Origin of the sequence: Caenimonas soli, assembly GCF_013155545.1 — a bacterium.
Classification (GTDB): Bacteria; Pseudomonadota; Gammaproteobacteria; order Burkholderiales; family Burkholderiaceae_C; genus Ramlibacter; species Ramlibacter soli.
In genome coordinates this window covers 137,339-159,564 of the sequence record NZ_JABJVV010000003.1, presented here as the reverse complement: position 1 = coordinate 159,564, position 22,226 = coordinate 137,339, and the positions used below count along the sequence as shown (strand labels likewise).

The 22,226-nt window shown below is 66.1% G+C and carries 21 protein-coding genes, 1 tRNA gene and 1 pseudogene; 9 read left to right on the top strand and 14 right to left on the bottom strand.

Annotated features, from left to right (window positions below; translation table 11 throughout):
• Position 1: 1 nt before the first annotated feature.
• The 3 genes from HNE04_RS05905 to HNE04_RS05895 form a co-directional block, all read right to left on the bottom strand.
• Positions 2–466, bottom strand: coding sequence for a DUF421 domain-containing protein (locus tag HNE04_RS05905; RefSeq protein ID WP_172217587.1), 465 nt, complete (start codon positions 464–466; stop codon positions 2–4).
• Between the two features lie 28 nt (positions 467–494).
• On the bottom strand, positions 495–716 hold the full coding sequence (locus tag HNE04_RS05900; RefSeq protein ID WP_328700268.1) for a DUF3606 domain-containing protein: 222 nt from the start codon (positions 714–716) through the stop codon (positions 495–497).
• A gap of 120 nt (positions 717–836) precedes the next feature.
• Complete coding sequence (locus tag HNE04_RS05895) at positions 837–1,622, bottom strand: DUF72 domain-containing protein (RefSeq protein ID WP_172217586.1); 786 nt, start codon at positions 1,620–1,622, stop codon at positions 837–839.
• Positions 1,623–1,685: 63 nt separating this feature from the next.
• Here HNE04_RS05895 and HNE04_RS05890 point away from each other — a divergent pair, with 63 nt between their 5' ends.
• Both HNE04_RS05890 and HNE04_RS05885 read left to right on the top strand, forming a co-directional pair.
• The gene (locus HNE04_RS05890) at positions 1,686–3,158 is read left to right on the top strand and encodes a M20 family metallopeptidase (RefSeq protein ID WP_172217585.1); all 1,473 of its coding nucleotides are present in this window, start codon (positions 1,686–1,688) and stop codon (positions 3,156–3,158) included.
• 133 nt (positions 3,159–3,291) lie between these two features.
• Positions 3,292–4,143, top strand: coding sequence for an alpha/beta hydrolase (locus tag HNE04_RS05885; RefSeq protein ID WP_172217584.1), 852 nt, complete (start codon positions 3,292–3,294; stop codon positions 4,141–4,143).
• Here HNE04_RS05885 and HNE04_RS05880 read toward each other — a convergent pair.
• From HNE04_RS05880 to HNE04_RS05870, 3 genes and pseudogenes are all read right to left on the bottom strand, one after another.
• A pseudogene (locus HNE04_RS05880) lies at positions 4,115–4,660 on the bottom strand (MFS transporter); the annotation flags it as partial. The gene HNE04_RS05885 and the pseudogene HNE04_RS05880 overlap by 29 nt on opposite strands.
• Before the next feature lie 86 nt (positions 4,661–4,746).
• Positions 4,747–5,463 carry a 16S rRNA (uracil(1498)-N(3))-methyltransferase gene (locus tag HNE04_RS05875; protein WP_172217583.1) on the bottom strand — a complete coding sequence of 239 codons (717 nt, stop codon included), beginning with the start codon at positions 5,461–5,463 and terminating at the stop codon, positions 4,747–4,749.
• An 11-nt stretch (positions 5,464–5,474) separates the two neighbouring features.
• Positions 5,475–6,650: an aminoglycoside phosphotransferase family protein gene (locus tag HNE04_RS05870; RefSeq protein ID WP_172217582.1), complete on the bottom strand. Its 1,176-nt coding sequence runs from the start codon at positions 6,648–6,650 to the stop codon at positions 5,475–5,477.
• Positions 6,651–6,728: 78 nt separating this feature from the next.
• Here HNE04_RS05870 and HNE04_RS05865 point away from each other — a divergent pair, with 78 nt between their 5' ends.
• Genes HNE04_RS05865 through rsmA form a run of 3 tightly spaced genes read left to right on the top strand, consistent with a single transcriptional unit; the run spans position 6,729 to position 11,255 of the window.
• Complete coding sequence (locus tag HNE04_RS05865; RefSeq protein WP_407926590.1) at positions 6,729–9,083, top strand: LPS-assembly protein LptD; 2,355 nt, start codon at positions 6,729–6,731, stop codon at positions 9,081–9,083.
• A 16-nt stretch (positions 9,084–9,099) separates the two neighbouring features.
• Positions 9,100–10,473 (top strand): peptidylprolyl isomerase, encoded by a 1,374-nt coding sequence (locus HNE04_RS05860; protein ID WP_172217581.1) that lies wholly within the window; start codon positions 9,100–9,102, stop codon positions 10,471–10,473.
• Positions 10,474–10,490: 17 nt separating this feature from the next.
• On the top strand, positions 10,491–11,255 hold the full coding sequence (gene rsmA, locus HNE04_RS05855) for a 16S rRNA (adenine(1518)-N(6)/adenine(1519)-N(6))-dimethyltransferase RsmA (protein ID WP_172217580.1): 765 nt from the start codon (positions 10,491–10,493) through the stop codon (positions 11,253–11,255).
• A 61-nt stretch (positions 11,256–11,316) separates the two neighbouring features.
• Here rsmA and HNE04_RS05850 read toward each other — a convergent pair whose 3' ends face one another.
• The 8 genes from HNE04_RS05850 to HNE04_RS05815 all read right to left on the bottom strand — a co-directional run bounded on the left by HNE04_RS05850 (position 11,317) and on the right by HNE04_RS05815 (position 18,841).
• Entirely contained in the window at positions 11,317–11,526 is a 210-nt protein-coding gene (locus HNE04_RS05850; protein ID WP_172217422.1) for a hypothetical protein, read from the bottom strand.
• Positions 11,505–11,933, bottom strand: coding sequence for a barstar family protein (locus HNE04_RS05845; RefSeq protein WP_172217579.1), 429 nt, complete (start codon positions 11,931–11,933; stop codon positions 11,505–11,507). Before HNE04_RS05845 ends, HNE04_RS05850 begins: the two co-directional genes overlap by 22 nt.
• Positions 11,934–11,982: 49 nt before the next feature.
• A complete protein-coding gene (locus HNE04_RS05840) occupies positions 11,983–12,393 on the bottom strand; it encodes a ribonuclease domain-containing protein (RefSeq protein WP_172217578.1) in 411 nt (136 codons plus the stop codon).
• A gap of 164 nt (positions 12,394–12,557) precedes the next feature.
• On the bottom strand, positions 12,558–14,870 hold the full coding sequence (locus tag HNE04_RS05835) for an NADP-dependent malic enzyme (protein WP_172217577.1): 2,313 nt from the start codon (positions 14,868–14,870) through the stop codon (positions 12,558–12,560).
• Between the two features lie 123 nt (positions 14,871–14,993).
• Complete coding sequence (locus tag HNE04_RS05830; protein ID WP_172217789.1) at positions 14,994–16,160, bottom strand: RtcB family protein; 1,167 nt, start codon at positions 16,158–16,160, stop codon at positions 14,994–14,996.
• Between the two features lie 150 nt (positions 16,161–16,310).
• Positions 16,311–17,447, bottom strand: coding sequence for a slipin family protein (locus HNE04_RS05825; RefSeq protein ID WP_207717461.1), 1,137 nt, complete (start codon positions 17,445–17,447; stop codon positions 16,311–16,313).
• Positions 17,448–17,716: 269 nt separating this feature from the next.
• A tRNA-Met gene (locus HNE04_RS05820) sits at positions 17,717–17,791 on the bottom strand.
• Between the two features lie 873 nt (positions 17,792–18,664).
• Positions 18,665–18,841, bottom strand: coding sequence for a hypothetical protein (locus HNE04_RS05815; protein ID WP_172217576.1), 177 nt, complete (start codon positions 18,839–18,841; stop codon positions 18,665–18,667).
• A gap of 138 nt (positions 18,842–18,979) precedes the next feature.
• On the opposite strand from HNE04_RS05815, the gene HNE04_RS05810 reads away from it, so the two are divergent.
• The 4 genes from HNE04_RS05810 to HNE04_RS05795 are packed head-to-tail and all read left to right on the top strand — an operon-like array spanning position 18,980 to position 22,225.
• Positions 18,980–19,357, top strand: a complete 378-nt coding sequence (locus HNE04_RS05810; protein ID WP_172217575.1) for a hypothetical protein — start codon at positions 18,980–18,982, stop codon at positions 19,355–19,357.
• Positions 19,358–19,417: 60 nt separating this feature from the next.
• Positions 19,418–20,455 carry an SPFH domain-containing protein gene (locus HNE04_RS05805; RefSeq protein WP_172217574.1) on the top strand — a complete coding sequence of 346 codons (1,038 nt, stop codon included), beginning with the start codon at positions 19,418–19,420 and terminating at the stop codon, positions 20,453–20,455.
• Positions 20,456–20,464: 9 nt separating this feature from the next.
• Positions 20,465–21,967 carry a DUF4178 domain-containing protein gene (locus HNE04_RS05800; RefSeq protein WP_172217573.1) on the top strand — a complete coding sequence of 501 codons (1,503 nt, stop codon included), beginning with the start codon at positions 20,465–20,467 and terminating at the stop codon, positions 21,965–21,967.
• 36 nt (positions 21,968–22,003) lie between these two features.
• On the top strand, positions 22,004–22,225 hold the full coding sequence (locus HNE04_RS05795; RefSeq protein WP_172217572.1) for a DUF350 domain-containing protein: 222 nt from the start codon (positions 22,004–22,006) through the stop codon (positions 22,223–22,225).
• Position 22,226: the final 1 nt, after the last annotated feature.

Sequence of the window (22,226 nt, the reverse complement as noted above, 5' to 3'; positions counted from 1 at the left end):
TTCAGCCCTGGCGTTTCAGGATGCTGATCTTGCCGTCGGCCTCGAGGAACGCGCAGCGCATATCTTTCAGGTCGCAGTCCGCCTCGCGCATCGCCTCTTCGACATCCGCCTCGGGGACGCGCTGTCCCTTGAGGACATCCTTGTAGATCACCCCATCGCGGCCAATCAACGTCGGCTTGCCCTCCAGGGCTTCATCCACCCGCCGGCTGTGAGCCGACAGCCAGGCCGCGCCCATGTTGAGAGTGATCAGCGTGGCTGCGGCGATGAGCCCGCCGAGCAGCGACTCGTCGCCGCCGGTGAGCGAGGCCGACACGGTCTCCGACAGCAGCATCACCACGATCAGGTCGAACGGCGTGAACTGGCCGATCGTGCGCTTGCCGGAGAAGCGCACCATGACCATCAGGCAGACATACACGGCGGCGGTGCGCAAGACGAATTCCCACCACGGATGCCCCATGTCGAACATAACGAGTCCTTTCGCCCGGCGGCGGGACTCACAGGGCCAGGATGTCCTTACCGTCGAGCAGTTGTTCCACCTTGGCGGCCGAGTTACCCACTTGGGCTACCGCCCGGCGCAATTGGTCTTCGCTGCACCCGAATCGTTTTCGCCACCAGCTGACTTCTCGCGGATCGTTGAGGTCGATCAGGCCGCGGTCGGCGGGAACGGATTCGAAGACATAAGCCATGGCCTTGTGCTCCCATTTTTTATCGTACACAGGGGATTGGGCGCCTTCCGCGCGGCGCGCCGTGACCGCCGGATACGAAACAGGCTGTAATCCGGTTCCTACCGGCCGCTACAAGTTTGATAGCGTGCTGCGCCGCACTCTCAATCCGGCTCAGGCAAGCCGCCGGATGAGCTCCATGGCGGCGGCTGGCGCCCGCTCCTTGGCGCCGTTGATGAAGTAGATGAATGCCTCGCGCGCCGGGCCCTTCGCGGCCCATGCGTGCGCGCCCTGGGCCCATTGGTCCAGTACCTCCGGCGGATAGCCCGTTTCGCGCTCCGCCTCGCTGCGCATCAGGCGGATGTAGGCCAGGTCACCCTGCGCATCGACGATGGACGGAAACTTCTCCGAGTCGGTATGCACCGTAGTGCAGTCATAGCGGCGCGCCAGGTCGACGTACGCCGGCGTGTCGAAGCTGGGATGGCGCACATCCAGCACATGGCGCAGTTTCAGCCCGTCCACCTGCGCGGGCAGCAGCGCCAGAAACGCCTCGAAATCCGCGGGGTCGAACTGCTTGGTCGGCATGAACTGCCAGACGATGGGACCCAGCTTGCTTCCCAGCTCGCTGATGCCGCTGCCGACAAAACGCTGTATCGATTCGCCCGCCGTTCCCAGCTCGCGCCGGTTGGTGGCGAAGCGATTGGCCTTGAGCGAAAAGACGAAACCGTCGGGCGTTTCGTCGCGCCATTTGGCGAAGGTGGGCGGCTTGAAGGTGCTGTAGTAGGTGCCGTTGACCTCGATGGCGGTGAGCTGGCGGCTCGCATACTGCAGCTCCTTGCTGCGCGCAAGCCCCGATGGAAAGAAATTGCTGCGCCACGGCTCGTAGGTCCAGCCCCCCACGCCGACGCGGATGCGCCGGTGCGAGCTGGCAACGCTGTCCTGGCTTGTCGGATCGCCCATCTTTGCTTTTCCTCGAGTAGCCGCACTCTAGCGCGACTTGCGGCCGGCGCGTAAAGTGGCGCCATGAACCTACCCATCCACCGCGAACTTCCCCCCGGCGTGCTGGACAGCACGGCCGCGCTTGCCCACGCCACCGAGCAGTGGGACCGCGATATCGTAAAACAGCTCACCGACTACATCGCCATCCCCGCCAAGTCGCCCGGCTTCGACAAGGACTGGGTCCAGCACGGCCATTTGGAGACCGTGCTGCGCAACGCCGCCGCCTGGGTCGAGGCGCAAAAAATCGAAGGCCTCACGCTCGAGATCGTCCGGCTGCCCGGCCGCACGCCGGTGCTGTTCTTCGAAATCGCTGCGACGCGCGCGGCCAGCACGCAGACCGTGCTGATGTACGGCCACCTGGACAAGCAGCCGGAGTTCACTGGCTGGCGCTCCGACCTGGGACCATGGACGCCCAAGTACGAGGATGGCAAGCTCTATGGCCGCGGCGGCGCCGACGACGGCTACGCGGTCTATGCCAGCATCGCCGCCGTGCAGGCGCTCAAGGCCCAGAAGGTGGCGCACCCGCGCATCGTCGGCCTGATCGAGACCTGCGAGGAATCCGGCTCCTACGATCTGCTGCCCTACGTGGACGCGCTGCGCCCGCGCCTGGGCGAGGTGGCGCTGGTGATCTGCCTGGACTCCGGCGCGGGCAACTACGACCAGCTCTGGCTCACGACTTCGCTGCGCGGCATGGCCAGCGGCACGCTCAAGGTCGAAATCCTCACCGAAGGCGTGCACTCCGGCGACGCCTCGGGCCTGGTGCCCTCGAGCTTTCGCATCATGCGCCAGGTACTCGATCGGCTGGAAGACAGCAAGAGCGGGCGGCTGCTGCCGGCGAGCTTCCATTGCGAAATGCCGGCCGAGCGGTTGGCACAGGCGAAAGCCACTGCCGCGATCCTGGGTGAAGAGGTCTACAAGCGTTTCCCCTGGGCCCACTACGATTGCGGCGGCTCCACGGCGTTTGCGCTGCCCACCACCACCGACCCGGTGCAAGCGCTGATCAACCGCACCTGGACCCCGACGCTGTCGGTCACCGGCGCCGAAGGCTTTCCTTCGCTGCAGGACGCGGGCAATGTGCTGCGGCCCTACACGGCCTTCAAGCTGTCGCTGCGCCTGCCCCCGCTGGTCGATGCCGCCCAGGCCGTACAGGAGTTGAAGACCCTGCTCGAAGACAACGCGCCCTACCAGGCCAAGGTGACCTTCGAGAGCAATGGCGGCGCCACCGGCTGGAACGCCCCCACTACCGCGCCCTGGTTCGAGCAGGCCCTGAACCAGGCTTCGCAGGCGCATTTCGGCGCGTCCTGCGGCTTTATCGGGCAGGGCGGCACGATCCCGCTGATGAACATGTTGAGCACCGGCTTTCCGCAGGCACAGATGATGGTGTGCGGCGTGCTGGGCCCCAAGAGCAACGCTCACGGCCCCAACGAGTTCCTGCATGTGCCGTACGCCAAGAAGCTGACGGCCGCGGTGGCACAGGTGATCGCGCAACTGCCTTGAATTCGGAATTTGTGAACTGCCGCACAGGAATTGTGCGACGCAGTTCACGCGGGTTCTCGCCAGTCGCCAAGGTTCTACCGTTGGTCCGCCGACGGGTTGCATTGAGGTGGCATGCCAGCGATCATGGCTTGTCATGAATCCAGCCACGACCGAGTCCACCCTCTCCACGTTCACTGCGAGCGACGGGGATAACCTCGCGATGCAGGATTGGCCTTTGCCCGAAGGCGTGGCCCTGCGCGGTGTGGTGGTGCTGGTGCACGGCCTGGGCGAGCACGCGGGACGCTACGACCATGTCGCGAGCCGCCTGAACAGCTGGGGCTTCGCCGTTCGCGGCTACGACCAGTACGGCCATGGCGAATCCGACGGCGTGCGCGGCGCCCTCCCGGTGGACACGCGTCTGGTCGACGACCTGGCCGACGTGATCGACAGCACGCGCACCCGCATGGGCGGCCGCATACCCCTCATCGTGCTGGGGCACAGCATGGGCGGACTGGTCGCGGCCAGCCTGGTGGCGCTGGGACAGGTCCACGTCGATGCGCTGGTGTTGTCATCTCCGGCGCTCGATCCCGGCTTGAACACCTTCCAGAAATTCCTGCTGGCAACCTTGCCGCGCATCGCGCCCAACCTCACCGTCGGCAACGGGCTGGACCCCAATTTCATCTCGCACGATCCGGCGGTGGTCGCAGCCTACAAGGCCGACCCGCGCGTGCATGACCGCATCTCCAGCCGGCTGGCGCGGTTCATCGCCGACGGCGGTCCGAAGGTCGTCGAGCACGCGCCGCACTGGACCGTGCCCACGCTGCTGATGTATGCGGGCGCCGACCGGCTGGTCAAACCCGACGGCAGCCGCGCCTTCGCCGCGGCCGCGCCGCAGCAGGTGCTCACCGCCCAGTGCTTCCAAGGCCTGTTCCACGAGCTTTTCAACGAGCTCGAAAGCGAACCGGTGTTCGAGCGCCTCAGGCAGTGGCTGGACGCGAAGTTTTGAGGCTCAGCCAGATCAAGCTGGCGCCGGTCAGCAGCACCGGAATCAACGAGCCGTAGTTCAGCAGCGCCCAGCCCCGGGTCGTCACCAGCGCCCCGGAAGCGAACGAGCTGAGCGCCAGGGTCGCGAAAACGAAGAAGTTCAGCGCGCCCTGGGCCCGGTCTCTCTCGTCCGGACCATAGGCCGAGAGCGAGAGCGTGGTGCTGCCGGTGAACAGGAAGTTCCAGCCCACGCCCAGCAGGAACAGCGCCACCAGGAACTGGTGCAGCTCCACCCTCGAGAGCGCGACCAGGATGCAGCCCAGGTTCAAAACGACGCCTATTCCCATGATGGGCAGGGCGCCGAAGCGCTTGATCAGGCTGCCGGTGAAAAAGCCCGGCGCGAACATGCCGATCACATGCCACTGCAGCACGAACGCCGCGTCGGAAAACGGCAGCGCGCACTGCTGCATGGCGATCGGCGTGGCGGCCATCAACAGGTTCATCACGCCGAAGCCGAGCGCGCCCGCTGCGGCCGAGACGGAAGGTGACGTTGTTGGTGAGGAACAGGCCCTGGCAGATCGCCAGCAACCACAGGTTGCGGTTCATGCTCGCCACAGGTTGCGGTTCATCGCCCCAGTGTAAGAGCGGCCAGCACGGCCAGCGGCGCGGTCTCGGCGCGCAGCACCCGCGCGCCCAGGCTCGCCGGCCGGAAGCCTTGGGCCAGCGCGCCCTGCTCTTCGTATGCCGTGAGGCCGCCTTCCGGCCCGGAGAGCAGCAGCACCGGTGCGCCGCCCGCCGCGGCCTCCACCAAGGGCCGCGCCTGGGCGGACAGGGACAGCACCAGCCGCGCCGCCTGCTCCGGCGGCGTTGCCAACCAGCGCCCCAGGTCCATGACCTCGTGGATCAGCGGCAGGCGGTTGCGCCCGCATTGTTCGCAGGCGGCGATGGCGATGCCCTGCCAGTGCGCCCGCTTCTTCTGCGCGCGTTCGCTGTTCAGCTTGAGCACGCTGCGCTCGGCGACCAGTGGCTGGATGGACGCCGCGCCCAGCTCGGTGGCCTTCTCGACCAGCCAGTCCATGCGTTCGTTGGCCGGCATGCCCACGGCCAGATGCACTTCGCGCGCAGTTTCGCGCTCCAGCGCCAGATGCGACGCGACCTGCACGCGCACCTCGCTCCTGCCCATGTGCTCGACCACCGCCTCGAACTCGCCGCCCTCGCCGTTGAAAAGCGTGATCGCCGCACCGGGCTGCAGCCGCAGCACCTGCACATGGCGCGCGGCACCGGCGGGAAGGTCAAGCGATTGGCCCGTGGCCAGTGGCGCCGGGCAGTAGAAGCGGGGCATTCGCGCCGGCCCTAGACCCGGCCGAACGCGTAGCCGGTCTGGTCCTGCGTGCCTTCGATCTCATCCAGCAGGCGCAGCAAAGGCGCGAGTTCGCGATACCGCCCGGCCGTGGCGCGGATGTAAGCGATGAAGCGCGGGGTGTCGGCCAGGTATTTGGGCTTGCCGTCGCGCAATGTCAGCCGCGCGAAGATGCCGGCCACTTTCAGGTGCCGCTGCAGGCCCATCCATTCCACGCCCCGGTAGAACTCGCCGAAGTCGGGACTAATGGGCAAGCCGGCTTTCAAGGCCTTCTGCCAATAGCGCACGGTGATGTCCAGCACGAATTCCTCGTCCCAGCTCAGGAATGCATCGCGCATGAGGCTGGCGATATCGTAAGTGATGGGTCCGTACACCGCGTCCTGGAAGTCCAGCACGCCCAGGCGCGTTTCCACGGAGGCGCGTTTCGCCGCCGGGCCGCCCCAAGGCGAAACAGCCCCCTCGGGGGGCAGCGAGGACACGCCAGTGCCGAGCGTGGGGGCCACATTCTCGGGCATCATCAGGTTGCGCGGCATGAAGTCGCGGTGGACATAGACGCTGGGTGCGGCGAGGTTGCGTTCGATGATCAGCTTGAAAACGCTGTCCAGCGTCTCGCGCAGCCGGCCTTCGACCTTGACGCCGCGGTGGCGCTCCAGGTACCAGTCGGGAAACAGCGCCAGCTCGCGCGCCAGCAGCGCCTCGTCGTAAGGGGGCAGCACGCCGGGTTGCGAAGCGGCCTGCCATGCCACGAGGGCATCCACCGCGCGCAGGTACAGGCCCTGGTTGGACGGCGGATTGTCGGGGTCCACGACCTCGATCATGGTGCGCGTGCCCAGGTCGTCCAGCAGCATGAAGCCCAGCGCCTGGTCCCATTCCAGTACCCGCGGCACGTTCAGGCCGGCCTGGGCCATCAACCCGGCAACCTTCACGAACGGGCTGCAGTCTTCCTTCTCGGGCGGCGCGTCCATGATGATGCGGCTGCCCGCGTCGGTATCGATGCGCAGGTAGCGGCGGAAACTGGCATCGGCCGAGGCCGGCCGCAGGCTGCCGGGCCGCAGCCGGTGCGCCACGGCAATGCCGTCCAGCCAGCGATGGAAAGCCGCCTGGCGTTGTGGATCGTCCCAGCTGACGAGGGCGGCGGAGGTAAGGGGAGGGGCTGCAGGTGCGCTCATGGATAATCCATTCTACAAATCCAGCCCCGCCGGCCGGATGCCTGCTGCCGCGGGAGCCTACAGCACTTGATATACGACTTGAAACCCGAGGGGTTCCGCGCCCGCTTTGCCTTGACCCCGGTTGCGCTGGTGGCGTGCACTTTGCTGTACGCCGGCGCGGCCCGTGGCCAGGAGCAGCAGCCCCTGGTGCTCAAGCCCAGCACTTCGCTGCGCGAGGACATCCCCGCAGCGGCGCGCGAACAGCTGCCGACCTATCTTTCGGGCCAGCGGGTTTTCGGGCGCACCGACCTGGAAACCGTGATCGAGGGCGACGCCCAGTTGCGCCGCGGCTCCACAGTGATCCACGCCGACCGGCTGGAGTACTCGCAGCCCGACGACTTGGCCAAGGCGCGCGGCAATGTGCGCATCAACCGCGCCGGCGATATTTTCGAAGGCCCGCTGCTCGAACTGAAGGTCGAGGCCTTCGAAGGCTTCTTCAACCAGCCGCGCTACCGGTTCCTGCGCAACGACGCCTACGGCGAGGCCGAGCGGGTCGACTTCATCGACGACAAGCGCGCGATCGTGCGCAGGGCGACCTACACCACCTGCCAGCGCAGGCCGGGCCCGAGCTGGATGCCCGACTGGATCCTGCGGGCCGCCAGCATCCGGCTGGACAACGAGGAAGAGGTCGGACAGGCCGAGGGCGCCGTGCTGAGCTTCATGGGGCTGCCCATCCTGCCGGTGCCGTCGCTGAGCTTCCCGCTGTCGGACAAGCGCAAGTCGGGCCTGCTGCCGCCCACCATCGGGCTGGACAACCTGAACGGCCTCGAGCTGACGGTGCCGTACTACTGGAACATCGCGCCGAATCGCGACGCGACCTTCTATCCGGCGCTGATGACCAAGCGCGGCGTCGACCTCGGTGGTGAGTTCCGCTACCTGGAGCGCGATTACAACGGGACGGTGCGTGCCAACTACATGCCCGATGACCGGCTGCGTCACCGCGACCGCTGGGGTTACGCGCTCAAGCACGACGGCATCATCGGCGCCGGCTCGCCCATGGGCCCGTTGGGCCTGAACCTCAATCTCAATCGCGTCAGCGACGACAACTACTGGCGCGATTTTTCCCGCACCACTGCATCGCTCACCCAGCGCCTGCTGGCCAACGACGGCGTGCTGTCCTGGGGCCGGGGGGACTTCTCATTCACGGCGCGCGCATTGAAGTGGCAGACCCTGCAGGACGTGAGCTCGCCCATCGTGCCGCCGTACGACCGTCTGCCCCAGCTGGTCGGGCGCTACACCCGCGGCAATCTGGTCGGCGGGCTGGAGAGTTATGTCGAGACCGATTACACCAAGTTCGAATCGGATCGCTTGCTCAACGGCCAGCCCAATGCCCAGCGCGCTTTCACGATGGCCCAGCTGAGCCGGCCCTGGCAGGCGCCGGGCTGGTTCATCACACCCAAGCTCCAGCTGCATGCCACCCAGTACCAGTTCGACGGCCCGCTGCTCAATGGCACCCGGTCGGCGACGCGAACGGTCCCCACCGCCAGCCTGGACAGCGGGCTGGTGTTCGAGCGCGATGTACGCTACTTCGGCCGCAGCTTTCGCCAGACCCTGGAGCCTCGAGCCTTCTACGTCTATACGCCGTTTCGCGACCAGGGCCTGCTGCCCAACTACGATTCCGCCCGCAACGATTTCAACTTCGCGACCATTTACACCGAGAACGCGTTCGGCGGCCACGACCGCATCTCCGACAACAACCTGCTCACGCTGGGCGCCAGCACCCGCCTGCTCGACCCGGACACCGGCGCCGAGGCGGCGCGGTTCGGCGTCGCGCAGCGCCTGCGGTTCAAGGACCAGCGCGTCACGCTGCCGGGCGAAACGCCGGTCAGCGAGCGCCTGTCGGACGTGCTGGTCGGCACCTCCGTCAACTGGACGCCGGAATGGAGCTTCGACTCCACCGTTCAGTACAACCCCAAGACCCGGCGCTCCATCCGCACCACCGTCGGCGGGCGCTACAGTCCCGGGAACTACCGGGTGGTCAACGCGGCCTACCGCATGCAGCGCGGCTCCAGCGAGCAGCTCGACATCGGTTGGCAATGGCCCCTCAACGACCTGTGGGGCGACAAGGGCCAGAATCTGGGCCCCGGCCGCGGCGAGGGCGAAGGCCGCTGGTACAGTGTCGGTCGCCTGAACGTGAGCCTGAAGGACCGGCGCCTGGTCGATTCGATTCTGGGCCTGGAATACGACGCCGGCTGCTGGCTGGGCCGTATCGTGGTCGAGCGCCTGCAAAGCAGCACCAATTCCTCGAACAAACGCATCCTGTTCCAACTCGAATTCGTGGGCTTCACCCGGCTGGGCTCGAACGCCTTGCAGACGCTCAAGGACAATATTCCCCGTTACCAGTTCCTGCGCGAGCAGGTCACCACGCCCAGCCGCTTCAGCAACTACGACTAGCACATCAGTGATCACCATGAACCAACGCGCCTCTGTCCTGTGGCTGGCCTGTGCGGCGCAAGCCCTGGCCCTGCACCTACCCGCCGCCGCGCAAGGCCTGCGGGTCGCTCCGCCGCAGCCGGGGGGGCGCCCGGCCGCACGCCCGGACGGCAGCCCTCGCTCGGCCGATTACATCGTCGCCGTGGTCAATTCGGAGCCCATCACCAACAACGAGGTGCGCAGCCGGATGACCCGGTTCGAGCGCCAGTTCGCGCAGCAGGGCCAAGCCGTGCCGCCGCGAGCCGAATTCGCCCGCCAGGTGCTGGAACGGCTGATCGCTGAGAAGGCCCAGCTGCAGCACGCGCGCGAGGCCGGGATCAAGGTCGACGAGGCCCTGGTGGACCAGGCCGAGCAGAACCTGGCCAAGCAGAACCAGGTCGAGGTCGCCGAGTTGCGCCGCCGCCTCACCGCCGACGGCCTGACGCTGCCGCAGTTTCGCGAGGAGTTGCGCAACCAGCTGGTGCTCACGCGCCTGCGTGAACGCGAACTCGAATCGCGGGTGAAGATCACCGACCTGGACGTGGACCAGTTCCTGCGCGAACAGCAGCAGGCGAGCACCGATCCGGCATCGCAGGAAATCAACCTGGCCCATATCCTGGTGGCCGTTCCCGAAAACGCCAACGAGGCGCAGATCGCGAGCCTGCGGGCCAAAGCCCAGCGCGTGCAGGAACGCGCCCGCGCCGGCGAGGACTTCGCCAATCTCGCCCGGGAGGCCTCGGATTCGCCAGGCGCTGGCGCCAGCGGCGGGCAGGTGGGCCTGCGCACGGCAGACCGCTATCCGCCGCTGTTCGTGCAGGCGATCCAGAACCTGGCCGAGGGCGGGGTCAGCGAGATCGTGCGCTCGGGCGCCGGCTTCCACGTGATCAAGGTGATCGAAAAACGCAAGGGCGGCATACCCGGCACCGTGGTGCAGAACCATGCGCGCCACATCCTGCTGCGCCCCGGCCCGCAGTTGAGCGAGACGGCGGCGGTCCAGCGGCTGGCGGAGTTCAAGAAGCGGGTCCAGGCCAACCAAGCCGACTTCGCGCAGCTGGCGCGTGAGTTCTCGCAGGATGCCAGCGCGCGCAGCGGCGGCGACCTCGGCTGGTCCAATCCCGGGATGTTCGTGCCGGAGTTCGAGGACGCGGTCAACAGCCTGGCGCCCGGGCAGATTGCCGACCCCGTCATCTCGCGTTTCGGCGTGCACCTGATCCAGTTGCTGGAGCGTCGCCAGTCCAAGCTGAGCGAGCGCGAGCAACGCGAGATCGCCCGCAACCTGGTGCGCGACAAGAAGCTCGACGAAGCCTACGCGCAGTGGGCGCAGGACGTGCGCGGCCGTGCCTACGTTGAGTTTCGCGAGCCTCCGCAATAAATGAATATGGCCCCCGCTTGAAGCACATCCCGCGCAAGCGATTCGGCCAGCATTTTCTGGCCGACCAGGGCATCATCGACGCCATCGTGCGCGCCATCGATCCGAAGCCCGGCCAGGCGATGGTCGAAATCGGGCCGGGCCTGGGCGCCATGACGCAGCCCCTGGTCGAGCGCCTGGGCCGGCTGGCGGTCGTCGAACTGGACCGCGACCTGGCGGCCCGCTTGCGTGGCCATGCCCAGCTGGTGGTGACCGAGGCCGACGTGCTCAAGGTGGACTTTGCGCAGCTGGCGCAGTCGCTGGGGGCATTGAAGACACGAGTCGTCGGCAACCTGCCCTACAACATCTCCACGCCCATCCTGTTCCACCTGCTGGGTTTCGTGGACAGCATCGAAGACCAGCACTTCATGCTGCAAAAGGAAGTGATAGACCGCATGGTGGCGCGGCCGGCGACCAGCGACTACGGCCGCCTGTCGGTGATGCTGCAATGGCGTTACGAGATGGAGGACGTGCTGTTCGTGCCGCCCGAATCCTTCGATCCGCCGCCGCGCGTCGACAGTGCCGTGGTGCGCATGGTGCCCCGAGCCGAGCCGGCGCCCGTGGATGAGAAGCTCTTGTCGGAGCTGGTGCAGGTCGCTTTCAGCCAGCGCCGCAAGATCCTGCGGCACACGCTGGGCAAATGGCTGGAGCAAAGAAATTTCAGCGGCGAGTGCGATCTGCAGCGCCGCGCCGAGGAAGTGCCGGTGGCCGAGTATCTGGCCCTGGCCGCGGCGATCCGGCAATAAAAAAGCCCGTCGCAAGGACGGGCTTTCTTCATGTCATTGCGGACCTGATCCGCAATCCACGTCAGGCGGCGGCGAGCCAGTACCCGGCGTTAAACGGGCTGCTCATGCGCAGCGCCAGGGGCGATACGTCCACCAACTTGTCGGTGGGCATCTTCTCGCCGGTTTCAGTGGTGGCCGCGACGTGTGGAACTGCGTCGGTGCCCTGAGCCTCGTTCGCCCGTTCTGCTTGGCTGGTGTGTGCAGAACGGGCTACAGAAAAGAATAGAAACACCTGAACGGTATTTTTCGCTCTGCCCAGTAATCCGCGGTGTCGCGGAAGATGTCCAGTAGCTGTTCGCGCGCTTCCTTGTCGAACTTGGCGTTGGCAGGGATCTGCTCGAGCACCACGATGAAGCCGGGCTGCGGGCCCGATTTATGCACCGGGTCCGTCATGCAGTCGTATAGGGCGTCGAAGTTCTTACCGAAATGGGCAGGCAGGATGAACTGCTGCGCGATCAGGTCCAGCACGTCCTGCTTGCTCTGGGCATTGGCCAGGTTGGCATACAGGAAGTGTTGGCCCAGCGAGCGCGCGGCATCCTGCAGGTCCTGGACCCGGAAGGCCCGGATCGACTGCACGATGTTGGTCCGCACGCCCTTGAGCGCGTTTTCGGTTGTTTCTCGACGAAGTGGCATGTCCATCTCCGCGTCTCTTTCCATAGTCACAAATTCGTCCCGCTTCATTGGGTGTTCACTCCACGATCTTTCGAAAGCTGGCGTAGTGGTCAGCGGTGTAAAAACAAGCGTGCGGCGCCCTTTGGGGACCTCCACACACGATTCGCCGGGCGCCCCGGTCGCGCGATCCTGGGGTGGCCACGGTGTACTCGCGGTAAAAACCACGCCTCTCGGGCGGGAGCAATCGCTCCCGGTTGCCGAACACCGCGCCATCCTTGTCATACGGGAACGGTCCGCCCTGGCGGATCAGTTCATAGGTTTCTCGGCCTTGCCTGGGCAGCTCAGCAACGCCGATGATGGCGATGACGGCTGATCTGCCTTCGGTGGGGCGGTCCGCCAGTGACCTGGCTTGCGCCAGGGGGCCGGTGATCGCAACTGCCAACAGAATGCTAGTTAGCGCAAACTTGACAGTCGCAATGCGCGCCATAAACGGACCTCAGGACCTGGGGTAAACCCGCAAAAATTCCAGGCGGTAGTGTGACGTATCCGCCCCTAAAACGCAAGCGGCTGCCCAAAATTTGGGCAGCCGCAAGGGCCTTTCCCGGCCGCGAGCCGGGCGCCGAAGTTAGTGCCAGCTCCCTAAAATGGCCTTTATCGTGCCGCGTTTGCGTCGGCCACGGTCAGCGCTGCCATGTTCACGATACGCCGTACTGTCGTGCTGGCGGTCAGGATGTGCACCGGCTTGGCAGCGCCGAGCAGCACCGGGCCGATGGCGATGTTGCCGCCTGCGGCCGTTTTGAGCAGGTTGTAAGAAATATTGGCTGCATCGATATTCGGCAGTACCAGCAGGTTGGCATCGCCGGTCAGGCTGCTGTGCGGCATGATCACATTGCGGGCGGCGCCGTCCAGCGCGATGTCGCCATGCATCTCACCGTCGACTTCCAGCCAGGGCGCCTGGGTGCGCAGCAGTTCCAGCGTCTCGCGCATCTTCACGGCGCTGGGCTGATTGCTGGAACCGAAGTTGGAGTGCGAGAGCAGCGCGGCCTTGGGCTTCAGGCCAAAGCGCATCATCTCCTCGGCCGCCATCACGGTGATCTCGGCCAGCTGGATGGCCGTCGGGTCGTAGTTGACGTGGGTGTCCACCAGGAACACCTGGCGGCCCGGCAACAGCAGCCCGTTCATGCAGGCATACGTGCAGACGCCGGTGCGCTTGCCGATCACCTGGTCGATGTATTGGAGGTGCAGGGCCGTGGTCCCCCAGGTGCCGCAGATCATGCCGTCCACTTCGTCCTTGTGCAGCAGCATCGCGCCGATCAGGGACAGGCGCCGGCGCATCTCGATCTTGGCCATCTGCGCCGTCACGCCCTTGCGCTCGGTCATGCGGTGATACGTCTGCCAGAAGTCGCGGTAGCGGTGGTCCTGCTCGACGTTGACGATGTCGTAGTCCAGCTCCTCCTTCAGCCGCAGGCCGAACTTCTCGATGCGCTGGGCAATGATGGCCGGCCGGCCGATCAGCGTGGGACGGGCGATGCCTTCGTCGACGATGATCTGCGCCGCGCGCAGCACGCGCTCTTCTTCGCCTTCGCACAGCGCCACGCGCTTTTTCAGCGCGGCCTTGGCGGCTGCGAAGATCGGCTTCATCATGGTGCCGGAGGCATAGACGAAGCTTTGCAGTTTCTCGCGGTAGGCGTCCAGGTCCTTGACGGGCCGCAGGGCCACGCCGCTGTCGGCGGCCGCCTTGGCCACCGCCGGCGCGATCTTCATCATCAGGCGCGGATCGAAGGGCTTGGGAATCAGGTACTCGGGGCCGAAGGCCAGCTGCTGGCCCGCGTAGGCTGCGGCCACCACTTCGCTTTGCTCGGCCTGGGCCAGCTCGGCGATCGCGTAGACGGCGGCGATCTCCATCTCCACCGTGATCGTCGTGGCGCCCGAATCCAGCGCACCGCGGAAGATGTAGGGGAAGCACAGGACGTTGTTGACCTGGTTCGGGTAGTCGGTGCGGCCGGTCGCCATGATGGCGTCGCTGCGCACGGCCTTGACTTCTTCGGGCGAGATTTCCGGATTGGGGTTGGCCAGCGCCAGGATGATCGGGCTGGCCGCCATCTTCTTGACCATCTCGGGCTTGAGCACGCCGGCGGCCGACAGGCCCAGGAAGATGTCCGCGCCTTCGATGACCTCGGACAGGGTTCGCGCCAGGGTCTTCTGGGCGAACGGGATCTTGTCCTCGTCCATCAGCTCCTTGCGGCCTTCGTAGACCACGCCGGCCAGGTCGGTCGCGTAGATGTTCTCGCGCGGCATCCCCAGCTTCACCAGCAGGTTCAGGCAGGCCAGCGCCGCGGCGCCCGCGCCGGAGGTGACGAGCCGGACGTTCTTGATGTCCTTGCCCACAACTTTCAGGCCGTTGATGATGGCCGCGCCCACGCAGATGGCCGTGCCATGCTGGTCGTCGTGGAACACCGGGATCTTCATGCGGTCACGCAGCTTGCGCTCCACGTAGAAACAATCCGGCGCCTTGATGTCTTCCAGGTTGATGCCGCCGAAGGTGGGCTCGAGCGACGCGATGATGTCAACCAGCTTGTCCAGGTCGTGCTTCTCGTTGATCTCGATGTCGAAGACGTCGATGCCGGCGAACTTCTTGAACAGCACGCCCTTGCCTTCCATCACCGGCTTGGAAGCCAGCGGGCCGATGTCGCCCAGGCCCAGCACGGCAGTGCCATTGGTGATGACGGCCACCAGGTTGCCCCGGCTGGTGTACTTGAAGGCGTTGTTCGGGTCCTTGACGATCTCCTCGCAGGGCGCGGCAACGCCGGGCGAATAGGCCAGCGCCAGGTCGTGCTGGTTGATCAACTGCTTGGTGGCGTGGATCGCGACCTTGCCGGGTGTCGGGAACTCGTGGTATTCGAGGGCGGCCCGGCGCAGCTCGGCGCGTTTTTCGTCGGTGTTCACCGCGTGGATGGGGGGCATGTTTGTAGTCTCCTGGGCGCAGCTTAAACCTTGACAGCGGCCGCGTCGGTTCTTCGGGGCCTGCGATTGTAGACCCGAGGCCGGGGGAAACCCTAGTACGGGATTCTGCGTAGCGCGCAGGCATCAGCCCTTCACGCATACCACCTGTTTGAGGGTGTGCGCCACCTCCACCAGGTCGCTCTGCGCCGCCATCACGGCGTCGATGTCCTTGTACGCGGCCGGCGTTTCGTCGATCACGTCCTTGTCCTTGCGGCACTCCACGCCCTCAGTGGCCGCGCGGTGGTCGGCCAGCGTGAAGCGGCGCTTGGCTTCGCCGCGGCTCATGGCTCGCCCCGCGCCGTGCGAGCACGACTCGAAGCTTTCCGGGTTGCCCTTGCCGCGCACGATGTAGCTGCGCGCGCCCATGCTGCCGGGGATGATGCCCAGCTCGCCCTTCTTGGCGCTCACCGCGCCCTTGCGCGTGACGTACACCTCCTGGCCGAAGTGGCGCTCCTTCTGCACATAGTTGTGGTGGCAGTTCACCGCCTCGATGTGGCTCTGGAAGTTCTTGCGGATCACCGTCTTCGCAGCCTCGATCACGCGGCGCAGCATCACCTCACGGTTGAGTTGCGCGAACTTCTGCGCCCAGCCGACGGCGCGCACGTAGTCGCCGAAGTAGCGAGAGCTTTCCTCGAAGTAAGCCAGGTCGCGATCCGGCAGGTTGGCGTTGTTGCGGATCGCATCCTGCTTGGCCAGTTCGATGAACATCGTGCCGATCGCGTTACCCACCCCGCGCGAGCCGGAGTGCAGCATGAACCAGACGAAGTTTTGCTCGTCCAGGCAGACCTCGATGAAGTGGTTGCCGGTTCCCAGCGTGCCCAGGTGGGCGCGGTTGTTCGTCTTGGCCAGCTTGGGGTAGTCGCGGCACAGCTCGGTGAAATCCGGTTCGAGCTGCGCCCAGGCCGTGTCCACGGCGCCAGGCACCTTGTTCCAGGCGCCGGGATCGCGCGCGCCCGGGGCGCGGCCGTGCGGCACCGCGCGCTCGATGGCCGAGCGCAGCGGCGCCAGGTTGTCCGGCAGGTCTTGCGCCGTCAGCGTGGTCTTGCAGGCGATCATCCCGCAGCCGATGTCGACACCGACCGCGGCCGGGATGATGGCCTTGAAGGTGGGGATGACCGAGCCAACGGTGCAGCCGATGCCGAAGTGCACGTCCGGCATGGCCGCGACATGCTTGAAGACGATGGGCAGGCGCGCGGCGTTGGCCAGCTGGCGCCTGGCTTCGTCTTCCATCGGCACGCCGCGGGTCCACATCTTCACCGGCACGCCGCCCGGCACTTCTTCCTCGATGTAATTGGTTTCCACGATGTTTCCTTTCGCAAGGAGGAGGTGCCGATGCACCTCCTCCCCAACTCGCACCACACGGTGCTTTCATTGTGTGCCGAACGGCCTGCTGTGAGCCACTTATCGGAGCTTCACCAGCCCGTTGAGCACGGAGTCCAGACCTCCGAACACGGAGATCTTGTCGATGCGCTCGGCCACCCGCTCCAGCGTCTCCAGCTCCTTCAGGCGCAGGGCGACGGGGTTGTCCTCCATCACCTTGGCCGTGTTGAGCAGGGAGCGCGTGGCGGCGGTTTCCTCGCGGCGGCGGATCACGTTGGCTTCGGCCGATTTCCCGGCCTCCACGACCTGGGCGAGGATGGTCTTCATCTCGCCGGGCAGGACGATGTCCTTCACGCCCACGCCGTCGAGCTCCAGCCCCCAGGCCGACAGGCGGCCGCGAACGTAGCCGGTCACGACCTCGTCGATCACCGTCTTGTTCTCCAGCAGCTCATCGAGCGTGCGGGTTCCCACGGCGGCGCGCAGCCCGAACTGCAGCTCGCGATACAGGTGCTCCGCGGGCTTTTGCAGCTGGGTGAAGGCCTTGAGCACATCGGTGTAGCGCCAGGTCGCCGACAGGTTCAGCCGCAGGCTGACCTTGTCGCGGGTCAGGATCTCCTGGCCCGTCACTTCCAGCGCCTGCAGCCGCAGGTCCACCAGTTCCACCGCGACGTTGCGGTTGAACTTCCAGAACGCATACGAGCCGGCCACCAGCAGCCGCTCGACCTTGCCGTCGATGGTCAGTACACCCGCCGAGTGCTCGGGCACTTGCACCTGCAGCACGCCGGCCAGCCCGGTAACGCAGCGCTGGCGCAGCTGGGTCTGCGTCAGGCGCGCAGTGGTCTCCGCGGGCACTTCGGCCGTGGCGGCGATGTCGATCACCTCGACCTGCACGTCGACGAGGCCCTTCCAGTACAGGCGCCGCGTTGCGGGCGCCAGCACCTCAACCAGCACGCCGTTCTCGCTGCGCAGGCCGACCTGGGTTTCGCCCAGCTCCACCCGCACGAACTCGGCCGCAACCACCGCGGGCTCGCTGGCCATCAGGTAGTCGGCCAGGCCGTGGGTGAAAGCGGCTTGCTCCAGCGCGAAGGTTTCCACGCGCAGCTGGTCGACCAGCGCGACGAGCATGTAGCGGCCAGGCCGCAGCACGCGCTCGAAGTCGCCGTTGCGCAGCAGGATGCCGCGCTCGTTCTTTTTGACAGTGACACGCTTGAATTTCATGATGTTCTCCTTGTTGTTGTGTCTTCGAATAAATAGGGGCCGTACAGGGGTGGCGGCGGGTGCCGGGTGCATGGAACCGGGCAACAGGACGCGCCAAGGCAAGCCGGGCCTGCCTTGGCTGGACCTGGGCGCGGAACCCGGCGGGCCCGGCACGCGAAGCCGCCACCGCTGACAGGCGGCGGGTTTCACTTGCGCGGAGCACCGTACGCGACGGCCCCCGCACTCGATCCACTCACCGCCTGCATCCGGCGGGGTCTTTCGACCGTTTGCGATTTGGAGCGGGAGTCGAACCCGCGACAGGTCTGTGATGAGCAGACTGCTCTACCAGGCTGAGCTATCCAATCCATGGTGGCGATCCGGGAGTTGAACCCGGCCCGTCGAGGGGGTAACCCACATCGCCCGTATCTACCGTCTCCAGCGGCGCGGCACGCGGCACACCAACAGGCAATAAGCCCGGGCTGCCGCACCGGCGGGGCGGGCATGCCCGAACCCCTGACCTGTGAGCGTTCGCCTTCAGCGGAAGACTCTGGGGCTGAACCGGGATCAGTTCAGCCGCGATCCTTTGGGCAGGCGCGAAGCCAGCCGGTCGTGAGCTGGGTTGTCATCCCGGACTTGATCCGGGATCCACATTGGCGCGCCCACATGGATGCCGGATCAGGTCCGGCATGACAGCCCTTACCACTCGCCGCTTTGGCGAACGCGCTGATCCAGATCGCGCAAATCCGGCACTGGGCGGCGAGCCACGGTTCGGGCCATTTGAGCAAGCCGGCGCGCGACGGCTTGAACCACCGTGCGGCGCGCGCGGACTGGCGACTGGCGTATGAGTTGTTTGCGCATGGTGATTCCTTTCTGCGTTGGTTGAATAAATCCACTTCGGCTGTGTCCATCCGCGAGCGGCAGGCCTGGCCTGCCGGGTTGTCTCGCTGCACATGGGGCGCGACCCCGTGCACATCCCGCCGCGCCGCAACCGGGCGCGAGCCGGCGGTGCCGCATGGGCACACCCGAAGTGGGGCGGACTTGAGCGTGTTGCCGCTCAGCCGCCACTTCTTTTTTGCGGGGACTAACGCCGGCCAGAACCGGCTTGCCCCGCGGCAAGTTGTTAAGGAACAGTCACCGCCGCAAGAGCGATGTGGCGGCGCGATGGCCGCGAAAAAACAAAAAGGCCCGGATCCTTTCGGATTCCGGGCCTCTCGAGTAAAGAGAGATAGAGGCGAGCGCTACGCGCTTCCTCCGCCCGGATGGTCCTGGTCCTCGCTGGCCAAGCCGATGAAGGCCGGCTGCATGTCGGATGCAAGGTGCAATGCAAACAGGTGGCGACCCCGCGCATAGGCGCAGGCGAACGCAGCCCCGCCCTGTGCGGGGCGCTTGCTGGTTGCGGCGATGCGGTTGGTCACGATGGGTCCTGGTTGGATTCGATAAAAAGGTTGAACGGTTGGCGCCGGATTTCCGACGACAGGGACGCACTGTAAAGAGTCTTTACTCAGATGTCAACGGGCGGCACAATCGGCCGCCCGTTGCATCCCATCCACATCGTGTCCAACCTCACCCTCGTTCGCCGGCGCAATGCCTTGGCGCTGTTCCAGGAGTTCGCCGGCTCGGCCATCACCGAAGGCGTGGCGCCCAAGGGGTTGGAGCAGAGCTTCGCGGCGCGGGCGCAGATCTCACCCAGTATGTGGAGCCAGATCAAGTCATCGCGGCCTATCGGCGACAAGCTCGCGCGCCAGCTCGAGCATCACGGCGGCAAGCCTGCGGGCTGGCTGGACGAGGATCACGGCGAGCCCGCCCCGCCCGACACGGCCGAGGAGCGCTTCGTGACTCTGGCGCGCGCCGCCTGGCAGGCGAGCAACGCGCGGCAGAAACGCGAGCTGTCGCGCCTGCTCAAGCAGGCAGCCGGGTCCGAGCTTGAGTAGTGGCTGGCAGTCTGCGGGGGCGCCGGGTATCATGACCCGGCACAACAGCGAGGAGCCCCCATGGCACTGATGGACTTCATCAAGAAACAGTTCATAGACGTCATCCAGTGGACGGAAAGCGACGAGGGCACGCTGGCCTGGCGCTTCCCGATGGCCGGCATGGAGATCCAGTACGGCGCCTCGCTCACCGTGCGCGAATCGCAGATGGCGGTGTTCGTCAACGAAGGCAAGGTGGCCGACGTGTTCGGCCCCGGCATGTACAAGCTGACGACGCAGACCATCCCGGTGCTCACCTACCTCAAGAACTGGGACAAGCTCTTCGAGTCGCCCTTCAAGAGCGACGTCTATTTCTTCAGCACCCGCCAGCAGGTGGACCAGCGCTGGGGAACGCCCCAGCCGATCACGATCCGCGACAAGGACTTCGGCGCGGTGCGCCTGCGCGCCTTCGGCAACTACAGCTACCGCGTCGCCGATCCCAAGCTGTTCCACAGCCAGATATCGGGCACGCGCGAGGTCTACACCGTGGCCGAGCTCGATGGCCAGCTGCGCGGCATGATCCTGCAGCATATCTCGGACGCCATCGCCGAAAGCGGCATCCCCTTCCTCGACCTGGCCGCCAACCAGATCGAATTCGCCCGCGCACTGGCCGCCGAGATCGGGCCGGCGTTCGAAGCCATCGGCCTGAAGCTCGAAGGCATGACGGTGCAGAACCTGTCGTTGCCGGAGGAGCTGCAGAAGCTGCTGGACCAGCGCATCGGCATGGGCATGGTCGGCAACGACATGGGCAAGTTCATGCAGTACCAGACTGCGCAGGCCATCCCCGAAATGGCCAAGGGCGCGGCCAGTGGCGGCGGCGGCGTGGCCGGCGATGCGATGGGACTGGGCGCCGGCATCGCCATGGGCCAGGTGCTGGCGCAGAACCTGCAAAAGGGCCTGCAAGGCAGCGCCGCGCAGGAGGCTCCCGCCGCTGCGGCCGCCGTGAGGCCGGACGACGTGATGGCCACCCTGGAAAAGCTGGGTGAGCTCAAGGCCAAGGGCATCCTCACGCAGGAAGAGTTCGACGCCAAGAAGGCTGAACTGCTCAAGAAGCTCGTCTAAGCCAGCTTGGTGGCCGAGACGAACCCCCAGCGCGCCTACCGGGCCGCGTGTCCCGGCTGCGGCGCGCCGGTGGAATTCCGCAGCGCGCAATCGACCCATGCGGTGTGCAGCTTTTGCCACAGCACCGTGGTGCGCGACGGCGAGACGCTGGCCCGGGTGGGCAGGATGGCCGAGCTGTTCGACGACCACAGTCCCCTGCAACTGCTTGCCAGCGGGCGCTGGCAAGGCAAGCCCTTCACCCTGGTGGGTCGCCTGCAATACAACAGCGCCAGCGGGACCTGGACCGAGTGGAACGCATTGTTCGATGACGGCTCGGTGGGCGTGCTGGGCGAGGACAACGGCGCCTATGTGTTCTCCCTCCCGGCCGCCACGCAACGGGCCATCCCGCAGGCCTCGCAGTTCCGCGTCGGCGCGACCACGGCCATCGACGGCAAGCCCTTCAGCGTGGCCGCCAATGAGCAGGTGGCGCTGGTCTCGGCCGAGGGCGAGCTGCCCAAGCTGCCGCCGCTGGGGCAGGCGTTCGCGGTGGTGGAGCTGCGCAGCGCCGACGGCGAAGTACTGAGCATCGACTACGGCGGCGAGTCGCCGGCACTGGCACGCGGCCGCTCTGTATTGCTCGACGAGTTGCAGCTCACGGGGCTGCAAGAAGGCAGCACCAAGGAAGAAAAGGCGCGGCAGTTCGCCTGCCCGCAGTGCGGCGCCCAGGTGGAAGTGGCGCTGTCCTCCAGCAAGAGCATCACCTGCCGCTCCTGCAACAGCCTCATCGACCTCACCCAGGGGCTGGGCGGTGCGCTGCGGCACGCGGTGCAGGACGAGCCGGTCCAGCCGGTGATTCCGCTGGGGACCACCGGCCAGCTGCAGGGTGTGCATTGGCAGGTGGTGGGCTACCAGCACCGCATGGGCCATGAGCCCGAGGACCCGGACGAACATTTCGGCTGGGAAGAGTACCTGCTGTACAACCGCAAGCGCGGCTTCATCTTCCTGGTGGATTCGCAGGAAGGCTGGAGCGTCGTCAAGCCCACGACCGGCGCGCCGGCGTTCTCGGCCGGGGCGCAGACGGCGACCTACCTGGGCACCAGCTACAAGCTGCAGTACAGCTACAACGCCGAGACCACCTATGTGGCGGGCGAGTTCTACTGGCCGGTGGAGCGCGGCCAGAAAACCTTCAACCGCGACTTCGCCAAGGGCGCCAGCCTGCTGTCGATGGAAGAGTCGCCCAGGGAAGTCACCTGGTCCAGCGGCAGCAAGATCGACAGCGACGCCGTGGCCAAGGCGTTCAAGCTCGATGACAAGAAAGAGCAGCTCAAGCGCGGCGACGCGGGGCCCACCAGCGCGGGGGGCGCAGGCATGGGCTGCGGCACCATCATCCTGCTGTTCGTCATCATCCTCGTCTTCCTGCTGCTGGTGCGCGCCTGCATGGACGACGAAGGCGGGACCGGCTCCGGTATTTCTTCCGGCCGAAGCAGCAGCGGCTCGTACGGCGGTTATTCAAGTGGCGGCAGCCACAAGTAGCGAAGTGCATCGACAACCATTTTTCAGGAGAACATCATGGGCATTGAGTGGCTGAAACCGAGCGCCTTCTTCGGCTCCATCCTGTACGCGCTGATCGGCGTGGCGGTCTTCTGGTTGAGCTTCGTCCTCATCGACAAGCTCACCCCGTACAACCTGTGGGAAGAGCTGGTCGAAAAACAGAACCTGGCGCTGGCCATCGTGGTCGGCTCCATGGCGCTGGGCTTGTCGATCATCGTGGCGGCCGCCGTGGTCGGATGAA